Source organism: Pseudomonas sp. S1_G07 (assembly GCF_054668565.1).
This window is the reverse complement of sequence record NZ_CP162778.1, coordinates 5,722,132-5,738,277: the sequence shown is the minus strand read 5'-3', so window position 1 is coordinate 5,738,277 and position 16,146 is coordinate 5,722,132. Positions and strand designations below refer to the sequence as shown.

Annotated in this window: 19 protein-coding genes; 8 read left to right on the top strand and 11 right to left on the bottom strand. The window is 60.8% G+C overall.

Annotated features, from left to right (window positions below):
* Positions 1-125: 125 nt before the first annotated feature.
* The 5 genes from AB4O05_RS26155 to gntR all read right to left on the bottom strand — a co-directional run bounded on the left by AB4O05_RS26155 (position 126) and on the right by gntR (position 4,736).
* On the bottom strand, positions 126-626 hold the full coding sequence (locus tag AB4O05_RS26155) for a hypothetical protein (protein ID WP_460134518.1): 501 nt from the start codon (positions 624-626) through the stop codon (positions 126-128).
* A gap of 133 nt (positions 627-759) precedes the next feature.
* Positions 760-2,175, bottom strand: coding sequence for an MFS transporter (locus tag AB4O05_RS26150; protein ID WP_460134519.1), 1,416 nt, complete (start codon positions 2,173-2,175; stop codon positions 760-762).
* Between the two features lie 141 nt (positions 2,176-2,316).
* Positions 2,317-2,952: a glutathione S-transferase family protein gene (locus AB4O05_RS26145; RefSeq protein ID WP_460134521.1), complete on the bottom strand. Its 636-nt coding sequence runs from the start codon at positions 2,950-2,952 to the stop codon at positions 2,317-2,319.
* A 206-nt stretch (positions 2,953-3,158) separates the two neighbouring features.
* Positions 3,159-3,389, bottom strand: coding sequence for a DUF6124 family protein (locus AB4O05_RS26140; RefSeq protein ID WP_460134523.1), 231 nt, complete (start codon positions 3,387-3,389; stop codon positions 3,159-3,161).
* 315 nt (positions 3,390-3,704) lie between these two features.
* The gene (gntR, locus tag AB4O05_RS26135) at positions 3,705-4,736 is read right to left on the bottom strand and encodes an HTH-type transcriptional regulator GntR (RefSeq protein WP_460137741.1); all 1,032 of its coding nucleotides are present in this window, start codon (positions 4,734-4,736) and stop codon (positions 3,705-3,707) included.
* Positions 4,737-4,948: 212 nt separating this feature from the next.
* Here gntR and AB4O05_RS26130 point away from each other — a divergent pair, with 212 nt between their 5' ends.
* Together AB4O05_RS26130 and AB4O05_RS26125 are read left to right on the top strand one after the other, a co-directional pair.
* Complete coding sequence (locus AB4O05_RS26130; RefSeq protein WP_460134525.1) at positions 4,949-5,482, top strand: gluconokinase; 534 nt, start codon at positions 4,949-4,951, stop codon at positions 5,480-5,482.
* Between the two features lie 83 nt (positions 5,483-5,565).
* Complete coding sequence (locus tag AB4O05_RS26125) at positions 5,566-6,918, top strand: GntP family permease (protein WP_460134527.1); 1,353 nt, start codon at positions 5,566-5,568, stop codon at positions 6,916-6,918.
* A gap of 146 nt (positions 6,919-7,064) precedes the next feature.
* On the opposite strand, the gene alaC is transcribed toward AB4O05_RS26125, so the two are convergent.
* A complete protein-coding gene (alaC, locus tag AB4O05_RS26120) occupies positions 7,065-8,276 on the bottom strand; it encodes an alanine transaminase (RefSeq protein WP_460134528.1) in 1,212 nt (403 codons plus the stop codon).
* Positions 8,277-8,472: 196 nt separating this feature from the next.
* Here alaC and AB4O05_RS26115 point away from each other — a divergent pair, with 196 nt between their 5' ends.
* Complete coding sequence (locus tag AB4O05_RS26115) at positions 8,473-8,952, top strand: GyrI-like domain-containing protein (protein WP_460134530.1); 480 nt, start codon at positions 8,473-8,475, stop codon at positions 8,950-8,952.
* Between the two features lie 67 nt (positions 8,953-9,019).
* Here AB4O05_RS26115 and AB4O05_RS26110 read toward each other — a convergent pair whose 3' ends face one another.
* The 3 genes from AB4O05_RS26110 to AB4O05_RS26100 are packed head-to-tail and all read right to left on the bottom strand — an operon-like array spanning position 9,020 to position 11,033.
* On the bottom strand, positions 9,020-10,228 hold the full coding sequence (locus tag AB4O05_RS26110) for a type II toxin-antitoxin system HipA family toxin (protein ID WP_460134531.1): 1,209 nt from the start codon (positions 10,226-10,228) through the stop codon (positions 9,020-9,022).
* Positions 10,221-10,475 carry a helix-turn-helix domain-containing protein gene (locus tag AB4O05_RS26105; RefSeq protein WP_460134533.1) on the bottom strand — a complete coding sequence of 85 codons (255 nt, stop codon included), beginning with the start codon at positions 10,473-10,475 and terminating at the stop codon, positions 10,221-10,223. Before AB4O05_RS26105 ends, AB4O05_RS26110 begins: the two co-directional genes overlap by 8 nt.
* Positions 10,476-10,517: 42 nt before the next feature.
* A complete protein-coding gene (locus AB4O05_RS26100; protein WP_460134536.1) occupies positions 10,518-11,033 on the bottom strand; it encodes a GNAT family N-acetyltransferase in 516 nt (171 codons plus the stop codon).
* 148 nt (positions 11,034-11,181) lie between these two features.
* On the opposite strand from AB4O05_RS26100, the gene AB4O05_RS26095 reads away from it, so the two are divergent.
* From AB4O05_RS26095 to AB4O05_RS26080, 4 genes are read left to right on the top strand one after another with little or no spacing between them, the layout of a single operon-like run.
* Entirely contained in the window at positions 11,182-11,601 is a 420-nt protein-coding gene (locus tag AB4O05_RS26095; protein ID WP_460134537.1) for a YybH family protein, read from the top strand.
* Between the two features lie 42 nt (positions 11,602-11,643).
* Positions 11,644-11,988, top strand: a complete 345-nt coding sequence (locus AB4O05_RS26090) for a YciI family protein (protein ID WP_460134539.1) — start codon at positions 11,644-11,646, stop codon at positions 11,986-11,988.
* A 34-nt stretch (positions 11,989-12,022) separates the two neighbouring features.
* Entirely contained in the window at positions 12,023-12,499 is a 477-nt protein-coding gene (locus AB4O05_RS26085) for an SRPBCC family protein (protein ID WP_460134540.1), read from the top strand.
* The gene (locus AB4O05_RS26080; protein ID WP_460134542.1) at positions 12,496-13,707 is read left to right on the top strand and encodes an RNA polymerase sigma factor; all 1,212 of its coding nucleotides are present in this window, start codon (positions 12,496-12,498) and stop codon (positions 13,705-13,707) included. Before AB4O05_RS26085 ends, AB4O05_RS26080 begins: the two co-directional genes overlap by 4 nt.
* 290 nt (positions 13,708-13,997) lie before the next feature.
* On the opposite strand, the gene AB4O05_RS26075 is transcribed toward AB4O05_RS26080, so the two are convergent.
* Complete coding sequence (locus AB4O05_RS26075) at positions 13,998-14,852, bottom strand: LysR family transcriptional regulator (RefSeq protein WP_460134543.1); 855 nt, start codon at positions 14,850-14,852, stop codon at positions 13,998-14,000.
* Between the two features lie 88 nt (positions 14,853-14,940).
* Here AB4O05_RS26075 and AB4O05_RS26070 point away from each other — a divergent pair, with 88 nt between their 5' ends.
* Entirely contained in the window at positions 14,941-15,453 is a 513-nt protein-coding gene (locus AB4O05_RS26070) for a multidrug/biocide efflux PACE transporter (RefSeq protein ID WP_460134544.1), read from the top strand.
* Here AB4O05_RS26070 and AB4O05_RS26065 read toward each other — a convergent pair.
* Positions 15,352-16,110 carry an SDR family NAD(P)-dependent oxidoreductase gene (locus AB4O05_RS26065; RefSeq protein WP_460134545.1) on the bottom strand — a complete coding sequence of 253 codons (759 nt, stop codon included), beginning with the start codon at positions 16,108-16,110 and terminating at the stop codon, positions 15,352-15,354. The genes AB4O05_RS26070 and AB4O05_RS26065 overlap by 102 nt on opposite strands.
* Positions 16,111-16,146 lie beyond the last annotated feature (36 nt).

The following is a 16,146-nucleotide window of genomic DNA, read 5'->3' as shown; positions in this document are numbered from 1 at the left end:
CGATTTCCCCGCTCGCACCCTGTAGGAGCGCTCGCGAAAACCGTTAACGATAACGCCGATTATCTGGTTTGACGCGGCGCTCTCGGGTTCTTCGCGAGCAAGCTCGCTCCTACACCGGGATGGCTTTAGATGGCGGCCAGGGTTTCTTTTATCGCCTGAGCCTGGGGATCAGCCGTCTTCGCGGCGACCTGTTGCTCTTGCTGCTGCTTCAAGCGCTCGGCCACTTGCTTGGTAATCGCGTCCTGCTTTTCCTGGGACATGTTCTGCACATCCGCTTCGGTCAAACCCTGTTCCTTGAGCAATTGTTCACGGATGCGTTCGGCTGGGGTTTTGTTCATGTAGTCGGTGAACTCCGAACGCGCACCGGACGTGGCGGTGGTCGCCGTCACATCGCCGGTGTGCGCGCTCGTCTGCAGCTGCACACGGGTCTTGGCGAAGGCTTCGTCGATACGGCCGGTGGCCTTGTCCAGATCTTTCTGCGCGGCCGGCACGGTCGTCACGCTTTGCTGTACCGCCTGCAGGGCACCGCTGTACAGCGTGCTGGCGGCGGCGTTGGCGGGGTCCATGTCGGGGCGCTTGAGCTGTTGGACGGTCGACATGGCTTGGGGGTTGTTGTTAACCAGCATGATCGGTCACCTGGGGAAATGTACGGTGCAACTGCTGGAGCAAATAGCGTGCCGAGTGCCAACCCCGCGATTTTGTTGGGGGCGGCGCGCCGTTGGCGGCAAAACGTGTGCCGCCGGCGGCCAACCGTTGCCGTCAATGGGCGATATGTTCCAGCGCCAGGTTGCGCGTGCGCGGCCCGAACCAACTGATGGTGATCATCACGATCAACATGCTGCTGGCGATGAACGCCAGCACACCGGGCGTGCCCAGGTGTTCGAGGATGAACCCGATCAACAGGCTGCTGAACACCGTCGACAAGCGGCTGAACGAATAACAGAACCCCACCGCTCGTGCGCGGATATTGGTGGGGAACAGTTCGCTTTGGTACGAGTGATAGCTGAAGCTCAGCCAGGCATTGCAGAACGTGATCATCACTCCGCAGAACACCAGCCCCACCGCCGTGGTCTGCAGGGCGAACAGGCTGCCGAAAATTACCGCGCCCATGGCCGAGCCGACGATCTGCCACTTGTTCTCAAAGCGGTTGGCCACCTTCACGAACAGCAGCGGCCCCAGTGGGTAGGCGAGGGTGATGATAAAGGCGTAGAGCAAACTGTGGGTCACACTCACGCCCTGGCCCGACAGCAATGCTGGCAGCCAATTGCCAAAGCCGAAAAAGCCGATGGCCTGGAACACATGGAACACAATCAGCATCAAGGCCCGGCGCCGGTACGGCGGTTGCCAGATATCGGCAAAACGCCCGCTGCCCTGCACGCTGATCGACTCCGGCTCGGGCTCATCCAGCGGTTTGCCGTGGTCCTTCCGGCAGCGCGCCTCCAGGTTGTCCATGATCTGCCCGGCCTCGTCGAAGCGGCCTTTCTGCGCCAGCCAGCGCGGAGACTCTGGCAGGCGTTTACGCAGTTGCCAGATAAACAGCGCAAACACCGCACTGCTCAGCACCACCCAGCGCCAGCCGGCGATGCCGAACGGCGCCTGGGGCACCAGCCACCAGGACATCAGCGCCACGGCGGGCACCGACAGAAACTGGATAAAAAACGCGAAGGCAAACGCCGAACTGCGCATGCGTTTGGGCACCAGTTCCGAGAGGTAAGCGTCGATAGTCACCAGCTCGATGCCCAGACCAATCCCCACCAGAAAGCGCATGCAGATGATGCCCAGGGCAGAGGTCTGAATGCCCATCAACACCGTGGCCACCGTGTACCAGATCAACGCAAAGGTGAAAATCGCCCGGCGCCCGAAGCGGTCGGCGATGGGGCTGAGCAGGCTGGCGCCGAGGAACAGACCCAGAAATGTCGCCGAGGCGAACGCCGCCTGATCCGAGAAGCCGAAGACGCCCTCGCTGCCAGTGTGGAATATACCGGCGCTGATCAAGCCGGGGCTGATGTAGGCGGTCTGGAACAGGTCGTACAGCTCGAAAAAGCCGCCGATCGACAGCAGTGCCACCAGGCGCCAAACGGTGGCGACGGCGGGCAGGCGGTCGATGCGTGCGCTGATATGAGCGGCACGGAGCGGGTCGATGCCGTCTGTGGCGGAGGCGGTGAGGGTCGACATGGCTAAGATTCCAGGGGCAGTGACCTGGAATCTTAGCGCGCTAACGGAAAACACTGCTTGTGAAATTACGCACGCCAGGGCGGATATTTGCCGATTTATTGCGCACATGCCTCACGCTTCACAGTTTTGTGGCGCCGCGCGTCAGTTGTGCCCGTCGAGGGCAAAGGTCTTGAAGCCTGCGTGCTGGCTGAGGCGTTCGTAGTAGGCCGCGATGGCAGGGTAGGGCGGATGCGCCATGGGCGTCATGCGCCAGCGGTGTACCGACAGGCCGATCAGGATGTCGGCGAGGGTGAATTCGTCGCCGGCCACGTGCGCGTTGGTGCGAGCCAGTTGTTGTTCCAGCAGGCCCATCTTGTCATTCCAGGCTTGCACGGCGATTTTAATTTGCTCAGCGTCCAGGCCATCAGGGTTGTTACGCACCAAGGCGGTGAATGCATCGCCCCAGGCGCGGTTGAGCTCGGTAGCCTGCCAATCCATCCATTGCTCTACCCGGGCTCGCGGCGCGGGTTCGGCGGGCAGCAGGTCGTGGCGTTGGTAGAGGCTCACCAGATAGCGGCAGATGGTGTTGGATTCCCACAGCACGCCATGGTCGTCGATCAGCACCGGTATCTGCGCGTTGGGGTTCAGGGCGAGGAATTCGGGGGACTGGGTGGGCTTGAAGCCGATGCCCCAGTCGTCCTGGTGCGTGTAGTCGATGCCCAGTTCGTGGCAGGTCCACAGGACTTTGCGCACGTTGATCGACGAGGTACGGCCCAGGATTTTCAGTGAGTGTCCCATGGTGCTTTCCTAGCGGTGGAGAACCATCAATCTAGCAGGTGCCAGCAACACGATGAAATGAATTGTTAACCATGCCTCTCTGTAGGAGCGAGCTTGCTCGCGAAGTACCCGAGAGCGCCGCGATAATCCAGATGACCCGCGTTATCGTTAATGATTTTCGCGAGCAAGAACTAGGCGTCCCCCTCGCTGCTACAACAGGTGTTTCGTCAGCAGCGGGGGCTGTGCTGGTCCATGGCCTTGCCCACCAGCAAGACGGACAGCTCACTCAACTGATGAATGGCCAAGGCGATATCGCGCTGTTTACCGCTGAGGTCGTTGGACAGGTCGAGCAGCAGGGTGCTGACGGAACACACGGTTTCGTAGCTGTTGATCAGCAGGGTTTCGGTGGGGGTATCAGGGATGACGGTGAAGAGCGTATGCGTGGGGATGCTTTGCATTATTGAAGTACCTGATTTGGGCTGATACCTCATCGCTACTAAACGAGGGTGACAGCTGTACGCAGGTTAGTAGACCGGTATCCCACACAAACCCGGCGCACCCGAAGGCGCCCTGCGCACAGCTACCATCAAGTATCGATAGGCTCATGCATCCTGTGTGGGGACGCCGGGCTACTAAACCCGATCACCGAGACATTCAGCGACCGACAAACCTTAAAGACCGCCTCCCAGGTACACAAGCCGGCGGATTCTGACGTAAGCGTAGGCAACCGGGCAAGGCGCTTACCGCAATGTCAGTCCCGTCCTACAAGCGTCCTACGTGCTTTCCCGCACCTGCAACTCAAACCCCATATCCACCACCGGCTTGGCGACCTTGTTGCCCGCCATGATCGTCAACAAATGCTCCGCCGCACGCCGGCCGATCGCTTCACGCGGTGTGCTGATGCTGCTCAGGCGCGGCACCATGAAGGACGACGCCGGCAAGTCGTTGAAGCCCAGCACCGCCACGCGCTCCGGTACTTTAATGCCATGGCGCAGGGCTTCGAGCAGGGCACCGTGGGCCAGGTCGTCGTTGCCGAAGAAGATCGCGTCCACATCCGGATGGGCCGCCAGCAGTTGCAGGAACAGCTCACCACCCAAGCCCACGGAAGACGGACGCGGCGTCAGCACTTCCAGCGCCGGGTCGTACAGGCCCGCCTGTTGCAGCGCACGGCGAAAGCCCTCGCCACGCAGCAAGGTGCGCTGGTCCAGCTGCGCACCGATATAGGCCAGGCGCTTGCGCCCGCGCGACAGCAAGTGCGCCGCCGCCGTCTCGCCCGCCGCCAGCTGCGAGAAACCCACGCAGTTCACGCCGGCATTCGGGTCCAGGTCCATCATGTACACGCACGGCACATGGCTGGCCTCGACCATCCGTCGGGCACTTTCGGTGCGGTCGAAGCCGGTCAGCAGCAAGCCCCGTGGCTGGTAGGCCATGTAGTTGCGCAGCAGGTTTTCTTCTTCGTCGCGCGAATAGTGGGAGTTGCCGATCAGCACTTCGAAGCCCTTGGGCCGCAGCACCTGGTGGATGGCTTCGAGGGTTTCGATAAACAACAGGTTGGACAACGACGGAACCAACACCACCACCGAATGGCTCTGGGCCGAGGCCAGGGCGCGGGCGGCAGGGTTGACCACGTAGCTCAGTTCGGCAGCGGCCTGCTGCACTTTTTCCACCAGCTCGACAGCCACGGTGCTGATGCCGCGCAAGGCGCGTGAGGCGGTAATCGGGCTGACGCCGGCGAGGCGGGCGACTTCGTTAAGGGTCGGGCGACCCGTGGTGCGCGTATTTTTATCGTTCTTGGAGGTCATCAGGCGGCTTGCCAAACAAAAATCGAGGCACTAAGGTAGCGCTGTCTCCAAATGGCTGCAAATTATTGAACTTTGGGTTGCCTGATCCGGTTCAAATGATTGGAGCGGATGCACGCGTCACTCCATAAAAATGACAAGACGGCGCGGGAAAAGCCTGTTTTTGCACATGTCTTACTGCGTGCAAAGGTAGCGCTATCTGCGTCCTGAGGTGTTTCATGAGTCAACCTGTTACCGCCCTGGTCATCATGGGTGTCGCCGGCTGTGGCAAGACCAGTGTCAGTGAGGCCCTGTGCCGCCTGAACGGCGCCACGGCGATTGAAGGCGACAGCTTTCACCCCGCCGCCAACATCGAAAAGATGAGCGCCGGCCACCCCCTCAACGACGACGACCGCGCCGGCTGGCTCGACATCCTGTGCGATGAACTGCGCCGCTCGCTCAAAGCCGGTGAACACCCGGTGCTCACCTGTTCGGCCCTGAAGAAGAAATACCGCGACCACCTGCGCGAAGCCGCGCCGGGCCTGGGCTTCGTGTTCCTGGAACTGACCCGTGAGGTCGCCGCCGACCGTGTGTCTCATCGCCCCGGCCATTTCATGCCGGCAAGCCTGATCGACAGCCAGTTCGCCACCCTCGAATCGCCCAAGGGCGAGCCGCTGACCCTGGCCCTCAATGCCAGCGAAGACAGCGTCGAGGCACTGGCCGAGCAAACCAATGCCTGGTGGCTCAAGCACGGCTTTGAACCTACTGATTAATTTTTTGCCGGAAAAGATAGCGCTGTCCCCGGCAGGAAATTCAACACCCGCTTTAATAACAACAACAAACAGGAGAGACCCCCATGTTTGGCATGTCCCACGAGTCGTACCTGCTGCTGGATGCAGTTGTCACCATCATCGGGTTGATCGTTCTGATCACCAAGTTCAAGGTTCACCCGTTCATCGCGCTGATCATCGCGGCGGGCTTTCTCGGCCTGACCTCGGGCATGCCCGTGGACAAGATCATCAAGGCCTTCCAGGACGGTTTCGGCGGGGTGCTCGGCTTTGTCGGCATCATCCTCGCGCTGGGCACCATGCTCGGCAAGATGATGGCCGAATCCGGCGGCGCCGATCAGATCGCCCAGACCCTGATCCGCGCCTTCGGCAAGGACAAGGTCCAGTGGGCGATGATGTTCGCCGCCTTTCTGGTGGGCATCCCGCTGTTCTTCGAGATCGGCTTTGTGCTGCTGATCCCGCTGGTGTTTATCGTCGCGCGCCGCACCGGTGTGTCGCTGATCAAGATCGGTATCCCGCTGCTCGCCGGCCTCTCGGCGGTGCACGGCCTGGTGCCACCGCACCCGGGCCCGCTGCTGGCCATCGGCGTGTTTGGCGCGGACATCGGCAAGACCATCCTCTACGGCCTGATCGTCGCACTGCCGACCGCCATCATCGCCGGCCCGATCTTCGGTACGTTCATTGCCAAGTACATCCCCGGCAACCCGTCCCAGGAACTGGTCGACCAACTGGCCCGCGAGACCGATAACAAGTCGCTGCCAAGCTTTGGCATCACTCTGGTCACCGTGCTGTTGCCGGTGTTCCTGATGCTGCTCAAAACTTTCGCCGACATCGCCTTTGCCGAAGGCAACGTGGTGCGCAACTGGATGGACATGATCGGTCACCCGATCACCGCCTTGCTGCTGGCGCTGCTGCTGTCGCTGTACACCTTTGGCAGCCGCCAGGGCATCCATTCCAAACAGATCCTCAAGCTGCTCGACGCCAGCCTTGCGCCGACCGCCGCGATCATCCTGATCATCGGCGCCGGTGGTGGCTTCAAGCAGATGCTGGTGACCAGTGGCGTGGGTGACGTGATCGGCCATATGGCGGTGACTGCGCAGATCAACCCGATTCTGCTGGCGTGGCTGGTGGCGGCGGTGATTCGTGTGGCGACCGGTTCGGCGACCGTGGCGACCATCACGGGCGCGGGCATCGTGGTGCCGGTGGTGGGGATGATCCCGGGGGTTAACCGCGAGCTGCTGGTACTGGCGACCGGCGCGGGTTCGTTGATCCTGTCTCACGTCAACGATGCGGGGTTCTGGCTGGTGAAGCAGTACTTCAACATGACCGTGGCCGAGACTTTCAAGACCTGGACGGCGATGGAAACCATCCTGTCGGTGGTGGCGTTGATCTTCATCATGTTGCTGTCGCTGGTGGTGTAACGGGTACGCCCCATGACTGGGGTGATAACCCATTACAACTGTGGGAGCGGGCTTGCTCGCGAATGCGCAGTATCAGTCAATGTCATCGGCGACTGATTCACCGCATTCGCGAGCAAGCCCGCTCCCACATTTCTTCGCGGGTCGGCTCAGGCCTTCTGCACCAGCCCATCCGCCCGGAACATCGCGCGAATTCCGCGCACCGCCTGGCGAATCCGGTCCTGGTTCTCGATCAGCGCAAAGCGCACATGGTCATCGCCATACTCGCCAAAGCCGATGCCCGGCGACACGCACACCTTGGCTTCGAGCAGCAGTTTCTTGGCAAATTCCAGTGAGCCCATGGCCGCGTACTGCTCGGGGATCTTGGCCCAGACGTACATCGACGCCTTCGGGTTCTCCACCATCCAGCCCAGCTCATGCAAGCCCTTGACCAGCACATTGCGGCGTTGGCGGTACTGCTCGGCGATGTCTTTCACGCACTGTTGGTCGCCTTCCAGCGCCGCAATCGCCGCCACTTGCAACGGCGTGAAGGTGCCGTAGTCGTGGTAGCTCTTGATCCGCGCCAGAGCGTTGACCAGCTCCGGGTTACCGACCATAAAACCGATACGCCAGCCGGCCATGTTGTAGCTTTTGGACAGGGTGAAAAACTCCACCGCAATGTCCTTGGCACCCGGCACCTGCATGATCGACGGGGCTTTCCAGCCGTCGTAGACGATGTCGGCGTAGGCCAGGTCGTGGATCACCAGCACGTCGTACTGCTTGGCCAGCGCAATCACACGCTCGAAGAAATCCAGCTCCACGCACTGCGCGGTGGGGTTGGACGGAAAGCCCAGGATCATCATTTTCGGCTTGGGGATCGAGCCGCGAATCGCTCGTTCCAGTTCGGCGAAGAAGTCTACGCCCGGAATCAGAGGTACCGAACGCACCTGGGCGCCGGCAATCACCGCGCCGTAGATGTGAATCGGGTAGCTCGGGTTGGGCACCAGTACCGTGTCGCCCTGGTCCAGGGTGGCCAGCATCAGGTGCGCCAGGCCTTCCTTGGAACCGATAGTCACGATGGCTTCCGACTCGGGGTCGATGTCCACTGCATAGCGGTCCTTGTACCAGCGCGAGATCGCCCGGCGCAGGCGCGGAATGCCTTTGGAGGTGGAGTAGCCGTGGGTGTCTTCACGCTGGGCCACTTGCACGAGTTTTTCGACAATGTGCGGCGGCGTGGGGCCGTCAGGGTTACCCATGCTCAAGTCGATGATGTCTTCGCCGCGCCGACGCGCAGCCATCTTCAGCTCGGCAGTGATATTGAAAACGTAGGGAGGGAGTCGATCGATGCGCGCAAAGCGGCGCGGCGAACCTTGGTCGGCCATTGTTGCCTCGAGAGTACGTAAGCGCCCGGAACCGTCCGAGCGACGTTGGCCACTGCGGTGGCCTGCGCGGCAGACAATACGGTCGATGATGGCCAGTTGTCCAGATGCGTAGGAAAATTTTCTGCTTGGAGCACTGCGTGGAAATCCCCCTATACTCGATGCGGGTTTGTTTTCTTATAGGAAGGGGGCTGTTCGTATGGAATCCCACGCAAAACAACCGCTGAAGCCACGCATGGAAGCAGGCAAGGCTTTGGTGATTGCCGGGGTAGAGGGCCGTTATTCGAAGGCCACCATCGGCGATATCCCACGGCTGTGGGAGTTATTCAACACCTGCATCAAGGACATTAAGAAACGGGTGGGCGGCGTGACCTATGGTGTGTGTCATAACCCTCACCATGGCGAATTCGACTACATGGCCGGGGTGGAGGTCCCGGCCAAAAGCGACGTGCCGAGCAACTTCAAATCCATCGAAATCCCGGCGCATCACTATGCGGTGTTCCCGCACCACGGCTCGGTGCAGGCCCTGGAACAGACGTACGAGCGCGTCATGTTCGAGTGGTTGCCGCACTCGGGCTACAAGGTAGCGGGGCCGGATTTCGAGCGCTACAGCGCGGATTTTGATGTGAAGAAGGGCACGGGCACGGTGGAGATCTGGTTACCAGTGGAGAAGAAGTAATTTCGCGGCCTGCTGACTGTCCCGCGGGGCGAGTGGGGCGCTCGCCCCGCCAAAGGACGGACGGTGTTCAGCCCCCAAAGCTGGTGTGGTAGCCGTGCGCAGATTGCCGTATGGCTTTGGCGACATCAGGCGCTTTGCGGCAATATTCGTCTTCGCGCTTGAGCACGACTTCCAGCGTTTGGAGCAAAACCTGGATGCGTGCTTCGGGGTTTTCGACTTCGCAGATTCGCGCAAACTCAAGGATGCCCAGGCGTGAGGCAAACATTGATTTGTTGCCGCTCAAGTCCAGCGCGAGTGAGTCTTCAGGCATATAAACGGTGGTGTTCACGATGTCGTACACCGGTGCAAGCCGTGCGTCCGATTTCACCGGATCCGTGTAAAGCACGCCAAAATTCTTCAAGTGAGCATCACCATTCCCCACGATGCAGCTCAGCGCCACACTGTCAAACAACTGATCAAGGGAGCTGCGTATATGCTCCGGCGAACAGAACACACGTACCGCTTTGGCAATGGTGGCGTAGCTTTTGGTGTACTTTTGTTCAGCCGTCAGGCCCATCAGCGTGGCCATGTCTTCGAAGCCCAGCGGGTTGAGTTGTTCGTCCCGGTCAAAGCGCCGCATGATGAACAGCTTATGGTTTTGTGAAAGGTAGAATGGGGGCACTGGCAGGCCCGCGTCGCGGGCAACTGACATGCACAGGTATTCATTGATGGCCAACCCGGGAAACTCGTCGCGCCCGCTTTTGATAATCAGATCATTTGTTTTCGAGGTAAATTTCGATTCGGATGTCTGAGGCTTTTCCGGGACGAGTACCTTGGGCTGAACCCCAGAAATGCCTGCCCGTAGTATGTAACGATCCACAAGCTCGGCAAACAGATCCTGCGCTCCGTCCCAAGCGAGAATCTCTTCGAGTTTTTCCCCTGATGCTGGAGGGCTGTTGCGTTGGATCAATTCGTTCACTTGCTCCGAAGAAACGAAGATCCGCCCGATAGGCGCACTGCTACCCGACAATGCCAGTAGCAGCATCGGATCGATCTTTACCGTTTTGGCGAGACGATTGCGCAGTTGCTCCAGAACGTAGCCTTCCGGCAGATTCATCTGAAAGATGGGGTGCAGTTCTCGACGTCGGTATTCTTCCGTGCGGACTGGCATTGTGAGACTGATTGCGCAGTGTGGGCGCGCGGTATCGATATAGCGAAACAAGTAGTCGTCAGCACTGGTCAACACGCTGCCGCTGTCACCTTGAGGTGTGTGAACGCGCAAACTGCCACTAGTCATTAAACAAATCCTTCAGCTCCTCTAGTGTTGGCTTGGAGGCGGGCGCTAATCTAACTTCGCTGTCCAACGCCGCAATCACGCGAGCATAAGCATTCATGGAAACCGATGGGCTTCCTTGTTCAATTTCGATCAGCTTTTGCCGAGTAATCCCTGCGAGCTTGGCCATGTCGGCTTGCGTATAGCCACGGTTGAGGCGCATGGCACGCACTTGGCTGGCGAGTCGCTGGGTAATTATGGAAGTGTCCATGTCACGTATTCATTACTTTTGATGGGATAAGTCATGTATACGTTACATTTTGCAGGTGTCAAGGTTGCTCCGACCAAACACCCAACTCAACCGTCTTTCATAGCCAACCCGCCCCTTGTACGCCTCCCCGCGGTCCACCCACCCCGCCCCCAGATACAGCCCCATCGCCGCCACGTTGTGCGTGTCCACCGACAGCTCCAGCGCCTTGATCTGCGGCCAGGTGTGAATGGCTGCGGTGGGCAGCGCGCGCAACATCGCCTTGCCAAACCCCTGGCCCTGTTGTCTACGATCCACCTGCAAAGCGTGCAGCGTAGCGCTGTGTTCATCGGCCCAATGCGGCAGGCACGGTGGGCGTTTGAGCAGCAGGAAGGCCACGGGGATGTCGTCGGCCAGCAGCGCAAAGCCTTTGACGCCAGGGCTTGGCTTGGCCAGCAGCGCATTGAGCGCGCAGTACATATCGCCGCAAAACGGCAGCTGCTCAGGGTGAACTTCGAGGGTACTGATTTGCTGTTGTTGCACGGCAGTCAGTGTCTCGTAGGCGACGAGGCGGGTTTGCATCGGGGGGTGTCCGAACGGCTGCAGGTAAGGGCGCAGTTTATCGGGTTTGGTGGGGGCGACATTATTTTTCGCGGGTCTGTCGATTTACCGAAGGCACGTTCGACTAAGGGTGTCTTCCGTGATTGTCCACCCCCGAGGAGTTATCGCCATGAGCACCGCAATCAACACCCTTATCGAACAATGGAAACACGCCGTACTGGACCGCGATATCGATAAAATTGTCAGCTATTACGCCGACGATATCGTCTCGTTCGACGCCGTGAGCGCCCTGCAATTCAAGGGCAAGGCCGCTTACCGCATGCACTGGGAGGAATGCATGAAGCATTGCCCCGGCCCCGGCATTTTCGAGTTTCATGAGCTGCGTATCGTCGAGGCCCAAGACAGCGCGTTCGCCCACTGGCTGGCCCATTGCGGCGGTGCCGGGCCCGATGGTGTGGTGAAGGCCTGCTGGATGCGGGTGACCGCCGGTTATCAGCGCTTGAACGGCGAATGGAAAGTGGTGCATGAGCACTGGTCGGCACCGTTCGACATGCAGAGCGGCACGGCGCTGTTCGATCTGAAACCTTGAGTGTTGCGAACTATAGTCAGTAGTCCGAAAACGGAGAACGCCATGAAATACCTGTGCCTGATCTACAGCAACGAACAGGTGCTGCACACCTCGCCCGACAGCCCGGCCGACCCGGAGTGTTTCGCCTATGCCCAGGGCATACAGGCGAGTGGGCGCATGCTGGCGGCCGAACCGCTGCAACCGGTAAGCACCGCCACCACCGTGCGCATGCGCAATGGCAAGCTGTCGATCACCGACGGGCCGTTCGCCGAAACCAAGGAGCAGCTCGCCGGTTTCTACCTGATCGAGGCCAAGGACCTGAACGAAGCGATCCAGGTGGCCGGCGGCATTCCGGCCGCCCGGGTCGGCAGTGTGGAAGTGCGCCCCGTGCGCGAACTGAATCTCTGACCATAACAACCCTAAGACTCAGGAGATTTACCCCATGACAAGGCAACCTGCGCAATTCGAACTGTCTATCAGCCGCTTGATCGACGCGCCGCGCCGCCGGGTATTCCGCGCCTGGACCGAACCCGCCCTGCTGCAACAGTGGTGGGGCCCCCACGGCATGACCACCCCCGAGTGCGAAATGAACCTGTGGGTCGGCGGGCTGTTTCGCACCCTCATGCGTGCCCCCGATGGCAGCGAATACCCGACCCAAGGCGTGTTCCTGGAGATCGACGCGCCCAATCGGCTGGTGTTCACCGATGCCTTCCTGCCGGGCTGGGTGCCCTCGGGCAAGCCGTTCATGAGCGCCGAAGTCACGTTCGAGGAGCAGGGCGGCAAGACGCTGTACACCGCCCGCGCCATGCATTGGAGTGCCGAAGACAAACAGGCCCACGAAGCCATGGGGTTCCACGATGGCTGGGGCCAGAGCCTCGACCGGTTGGTGACGTTGGTGACCCAGGACATGCGCGATTGACGCCGTCGATCGAAGCGATCTACCGCAGTGAATCGCGGCGCGTCCTGGCCACCCTGATCCGCCTGCTGGGGGATTTCGACCTCGCCGAAGAAGCCCTGCACGAGGCGTTCTTCGTCGCGGTCGAACGTTGGCAGCAAGACGGCGTGCCGAGCAACCCACGGGCCTGGCTGGTGTCGACCGGGCGCTTCAAGGCCATCGACCGTTTGCGCCGCCAGGCGCGGTTTACCCCGTTGTTGCAGGCGCAGGCCGACGCATTGGAAGCGGCTGAGTGGCGTGCGGAGGACCTGGAAGACGACCGCCTGCGCCTGATCTTCACCTGCTGCCACCCGGCGTTGGCGGCCGATGCCCAGGCGGCGCTCACCCTGCGCGAGATCTGCGACCTCACCACCGAGGAAATCGCCCGTGCTTTCCTGACCACGCCCGGCACCATCGCCCAGCGCATCGTGCGGGCCAAGGGGAAGATCCGCGAGGCCGGGATTCCTTATCAAGTGCCGTCCCTGGCCGAACTGCCCGAGCGCCTCGACAGCGTGCTGCGCGTGATTTACCTGGTGTTCAACGAAGGGTATTCGGCGTCCATGGGCGCTGACATCACCCGCGAGGACCTGACCGGCGAAGCCATTCGCCTGGCGCGCTTGCTCATGGAGTTGCTGCCGGAGCCGGAGGTCATGGGCCTGCTGGCGCTGATGCTGCTGCACGAATCCCGCCGCGCCGCGCGCACCTCGGCCAGCGGCGAACTGGTGTTGCTGGATGAGCAGGACCGTTCGTCCTGGGATGCGGGGTTGATTGCCGAAGGCTGCGCGCTGGTGGAGCGTGCACTGACCACGCGGCGGTTTGGGCCGTATTGCCTGCAAGCGGCGATTGCCGCGGTGCATGCCGAAGCGGCCAGCGCGGATGAAACAGACTGGCCGCAGATTGTCGGCCTCTACGATGTATTGCTCAGGGCCGTACCGTCGCCGGTAATCGAATTGAACCGCGCCGTGGCGCTGGCCATGCGCGATGGGCCGTTGGCGGGCTTGCAACAGGTAGAGGCCATTCTGGCGCGCGGCGAACTGCTGGACTACCACTTGGCGCATTCAGCGCGCGGCGAGTTTTGTCGGCAATTAGGGCGGGTGGAAGAAGCTCGCACGGCTTACGAAAAAGCCCTGTCCCTGACCCGGCAAACCCCCGAGAAACGTTTCCTCGAAATCCGCCTGGCCGCACTCAAATAACCAATTGATTTTAAACAATTAATTTTTAATTGAATGCGCGTATTTCTGTGGCGAGCGGGCTTGCCCGCAATGGCGGTGGGTCAGGTGGCATAGGGGTCTATTGATCCACCGCCATCGCAGGCGGCCGCCCATGTACCCCTGTAGGAGCGAGGGTGAACGCCTAGTTCTTGCTCGCGCAGACCGTCCATGATCACGCGGTAAACCTGATGCCCCGCGGCGCTCTCGGGTTTTTCGCGAGCAAGCTCGCTCCTACAAAAGTGACCGGTCAGTGCCCATGCCGAACGGGGGCGCTACTCCAGCATCCTGCCCAACAACCAACTCCCCGCCGGCCCTGGCGGATGGTGGCGTGACCACAGTGCATCCACCGCCACCGAGCGCGGCCAACCGCGCACCTTGAGCTCAACCAGTTGCCCGCCACCAAAGCGTTCCACCAGCCAGCGCGGAATCGGTGCCCAGCCGAAACCCAGCTGTGCCATTTCCAGCAGCATCAGGTAACTGGGAGCCGACCACACGCGACCACTGGCGCGGGTTTCATTCGGGTTGATGATGCTGGCCAGGCGCAGTTCGCGGTGTTGTTGCAGGGCGTGCGCGGTGATGGACTTCAGCGCGGCCAAGGGATGTTTCGGCGAAACGAACAGCGCAATTTCCGTGCGTTCGTCCACGGTTGCATGGGCCAGGTCCGGCGGATAAATGCCCTGTTGCTCAATAAACGCGATCTGCGAGCGGCCACTTTGCACCAGGGCGATCAGGTCTTCGCATTCGGCAATCAGGCATTCCAATTCAAGGTCCGGGTAACGCTGCTCAAACGCGCTGAGGGCGATCTCAAAACGGTCAGACTGGTAGGTGTCGGACATGGCAATGGTCAGTTTCGGCTCCAAGCCCTGGGCCAACTGGCTCGCGGCCAGCTCCAGGCGGCTGCTGGCCTCCAGCACCTGCTCGGCGCGTTGCAGCAACACATGGCCCGCAGGCGTAAGTGTCGGTTTGCGGCTGCTGCGATCGAACAGCAGCACATCCAGGTCAATCTCCAGGCTGGCGACTGCCGCGCTGACGGTGGACTGGCTTTTGCCCAGCTTGCGCGCCGCCGCCGAAAACGAGCCTTGAGTGGCGGCCTGCACAAACGCCTGCAGCACTTCGTTAGACGCCATGACTATCGCCTTGATCGATGGTTATTAGTTATGAAGTATCGTTTCAAAGGGTAATGATGGCAACCGTCCTCACTCACGGAGACGGGTCATGAGCCCTGAAAAATCCATCACTGAACGCGTGTGCCAGGCCATCGGTTTCGAGGCCCTGGCGTTGTTGATCTGCACCCCCTTGCTGGCGTGGATCATGAACAAACCCGCCCTGGAAATGGGCATGGTCACCCTGGCGATCAGCCTGATGGCGCTGACTTGGAATGTGATCTTCAACAGTCTGTTCGACCGCCTCAAGGCACGCCTGCAACTGGCCAACAACGGCTGGACCCGAGGGCTGCACGCCTTGCTGTTCGAAGGCGGACTGATCCTGGTGTGCGTACCGTTGATTGCCACGTGGCTGAACATCAGCCTGATGCAGGCGTTTATCCTCGACATCGGCGTACTGCTGTTTTTCCTGCCGTACACCTATCTGTATCACTGGGGTTATGACGTGCTGCGCGACACGTTCCTACAGAAACATGCCGCCCGACGCCTCGATGCGCTGGCCGGTGATCCACTGGCTGCCGTCGGCCAGCAGGCTGGCGATCGCGCCACCGATATCGTCCGGTAAACCGACGCGGCCCAGGGCGGTGTTGTTGGCGATCATCGCATTGAGGTCGGCATTATCGCGCACGGCACCGCCGCCGAAGTCGGTTTCAATGGCGCCGGGGGCCAGGATGTTGACGCTGATACCGCGCGCGCCGAGTTCCTTGGCCTGGTAGCGAGTCAGCACTTCCATCGCGCCTTTCATCGCCGCATAGGCGGCGTAGCCAGGCAGGCTGAAGCGGGTCAGACCGCTGGAGATGTTGACGATGCGGCCCCCGTCGCGGATCAATGGCAACAGCTTCTGGGTCAGGAAAAACGGGCCCTTGAAATGGATGGCCACCAGTTCGTCGAACTGCGCCTCGGTGGTTTCGGCGAAGCTGGTGTAAATGCCGATCCCGGCATTGTTGACCAGGAAATCGAAGTGATCCTGGGCGAACACCTCCTTGAGCGCGCCAGTCACGTCACCGACGAAATCGCCGAAGGTCGCACTCTGGCTCACGTCCAGCTTGAGCATCGCGGCGCGGCCGCCCAATTGTTCGATCTGCGCGGCGACGGCGTGGGCTTCGTCGGCCTTGCTGTGGTAAGTGCCGATGATGTCGACGCCTTGTGCCGCCAGGTGCAACGCGGCGCTTTTACCCAGGCCACGGCTGGCACCGGTGATGAGTGCGATTTTACGAGTCATGATGCGGTCCTCTTCAGATGTGAATGTGGGACTGAG

Excerpts from the sequence above, each read along its gene's own strand:
- AB4O05_RS26155 (WP_460134518.1), bottom strand. The coding sequence starts at position 626 with ATGCTGGTTAACAACAACCCCCAAGCCATGTCGACCGTCCAACAGCTC.
- AB4O05_RS26150 (WP_460134519.1), bottom strand. The coding sequence starts at position 2,175 with ATGTCGACCCTCACCGCCTCCGCCACAGACGGCATCGACCCGCTCCGT.
- AB4O05_RS26145 (WP_460134521.1), bottom strand. The coding sequence starts at position 2,952 with ATGGGACACTCACTGAAAATCCTGGGCCGTACCTCGTCGATCAACGTG.
- AB4O05_RS26140 (WP_460134523.1), bottom strand. The coding sequence starts at position 3,389 with ATGCAAAGCATCCCCACGCATACGCTCTTCACCGTCATCCCTGATACC.
- AB4O05_RS26130 (WP_460134525.1), top strand. The coding sequence starts at position 4,949 with ATGAGTCAACCTGTTACCGCCCTGGTCATCATGGGTGTCGCCGGCTGT.
- AB4O05_RS26125 (WP_460134527.1), top strand. The coding sequence starts at position 5,566 with ATGTTTGGCATGTCCCACGAGTCGTACCTGCTGCTGGATGCAGTTGTC.
- alaC (WP_460134528.1), bottom strand. The coding sequence starts at position 8,276 with ATGGCCGACCAAGGTTCGCCGCGCCGCTTTGCGCGCATCGATCGACTC.
- AB4O05_RS26115 (WP_460134530.1), top strand. The coding sequence starts at position 8,473 with ATGGAATCCCACGCAAAACAACCGCTGAAGCCACGCATGGAAGCAGGC.
- AB4O05_RS26110 (WP_460134531.1), bottom strand. The coding sequence starts at position 10,228 with ATGACTAGTGGCAGTTTGCGCGTTCACACACCTCAAGGTGACAGCGGC.
- AB4O05_RS26105 (WP_460134533.1), bottom strand. The coding sequence starts at position 10,475 with ATGGACACTTCCATAATTACCCAGCGACTCGCCAGCCAAGTGCGTGCC.
- AB4O05_RS26100 (WP_460134536.1), bottom strand. The coding sequence starts at position 11,033 with ATGCAAACCCGCCTCGTCGCCTACGAGACACTGACTGCCGTGCAACAA.
- AB4O05_RS26095 (WP_460134537.1), top strand. The coding sequence starts at position 11,182 with ATGAGCACCGCAATCAACACCCTTATCGAACAATGGAAACACGCCGTA.
- AB4O05_RS26090 (WP_460134539.1), top strand. The coding sequence starts at position 11,644 with ATGAAATACCTGTGCCTGATCTACAGCAACGAACAGGTGCTGCACACC.
- AB4O05_RS26085 (WP_460134540.1), top strand. The coding sequence starts at position 12,023 with ATGACAAGGCAACCTGCGCAATTCGAACTGTCTATCAGCCGCTTGATC.
- AB4O05_RS26075 (WP_460134543.1), bottom strand. The coding sequence starts at position 14,852 with ATGGCGTCTAACGAAGTGCTGCAGGCGTTTGTGCAGGCCGCCACTCAA.
- AB4O05_RS26070 (WP_460134544.1), top strand. The coding sequence starts at position 14,941 with ATGAGCCCTGAAAAATCCATCACTGAACGCGTGTGCCAGGCCATCGGT.
- AB4O05_RS26065 (WP_460134545.1), bottom strand. The coding sequence starts at position 16,110 with ATGACTCGTAAAATCGCACTCATCACCGGTGCCAGCCGTGGCCTGGGT.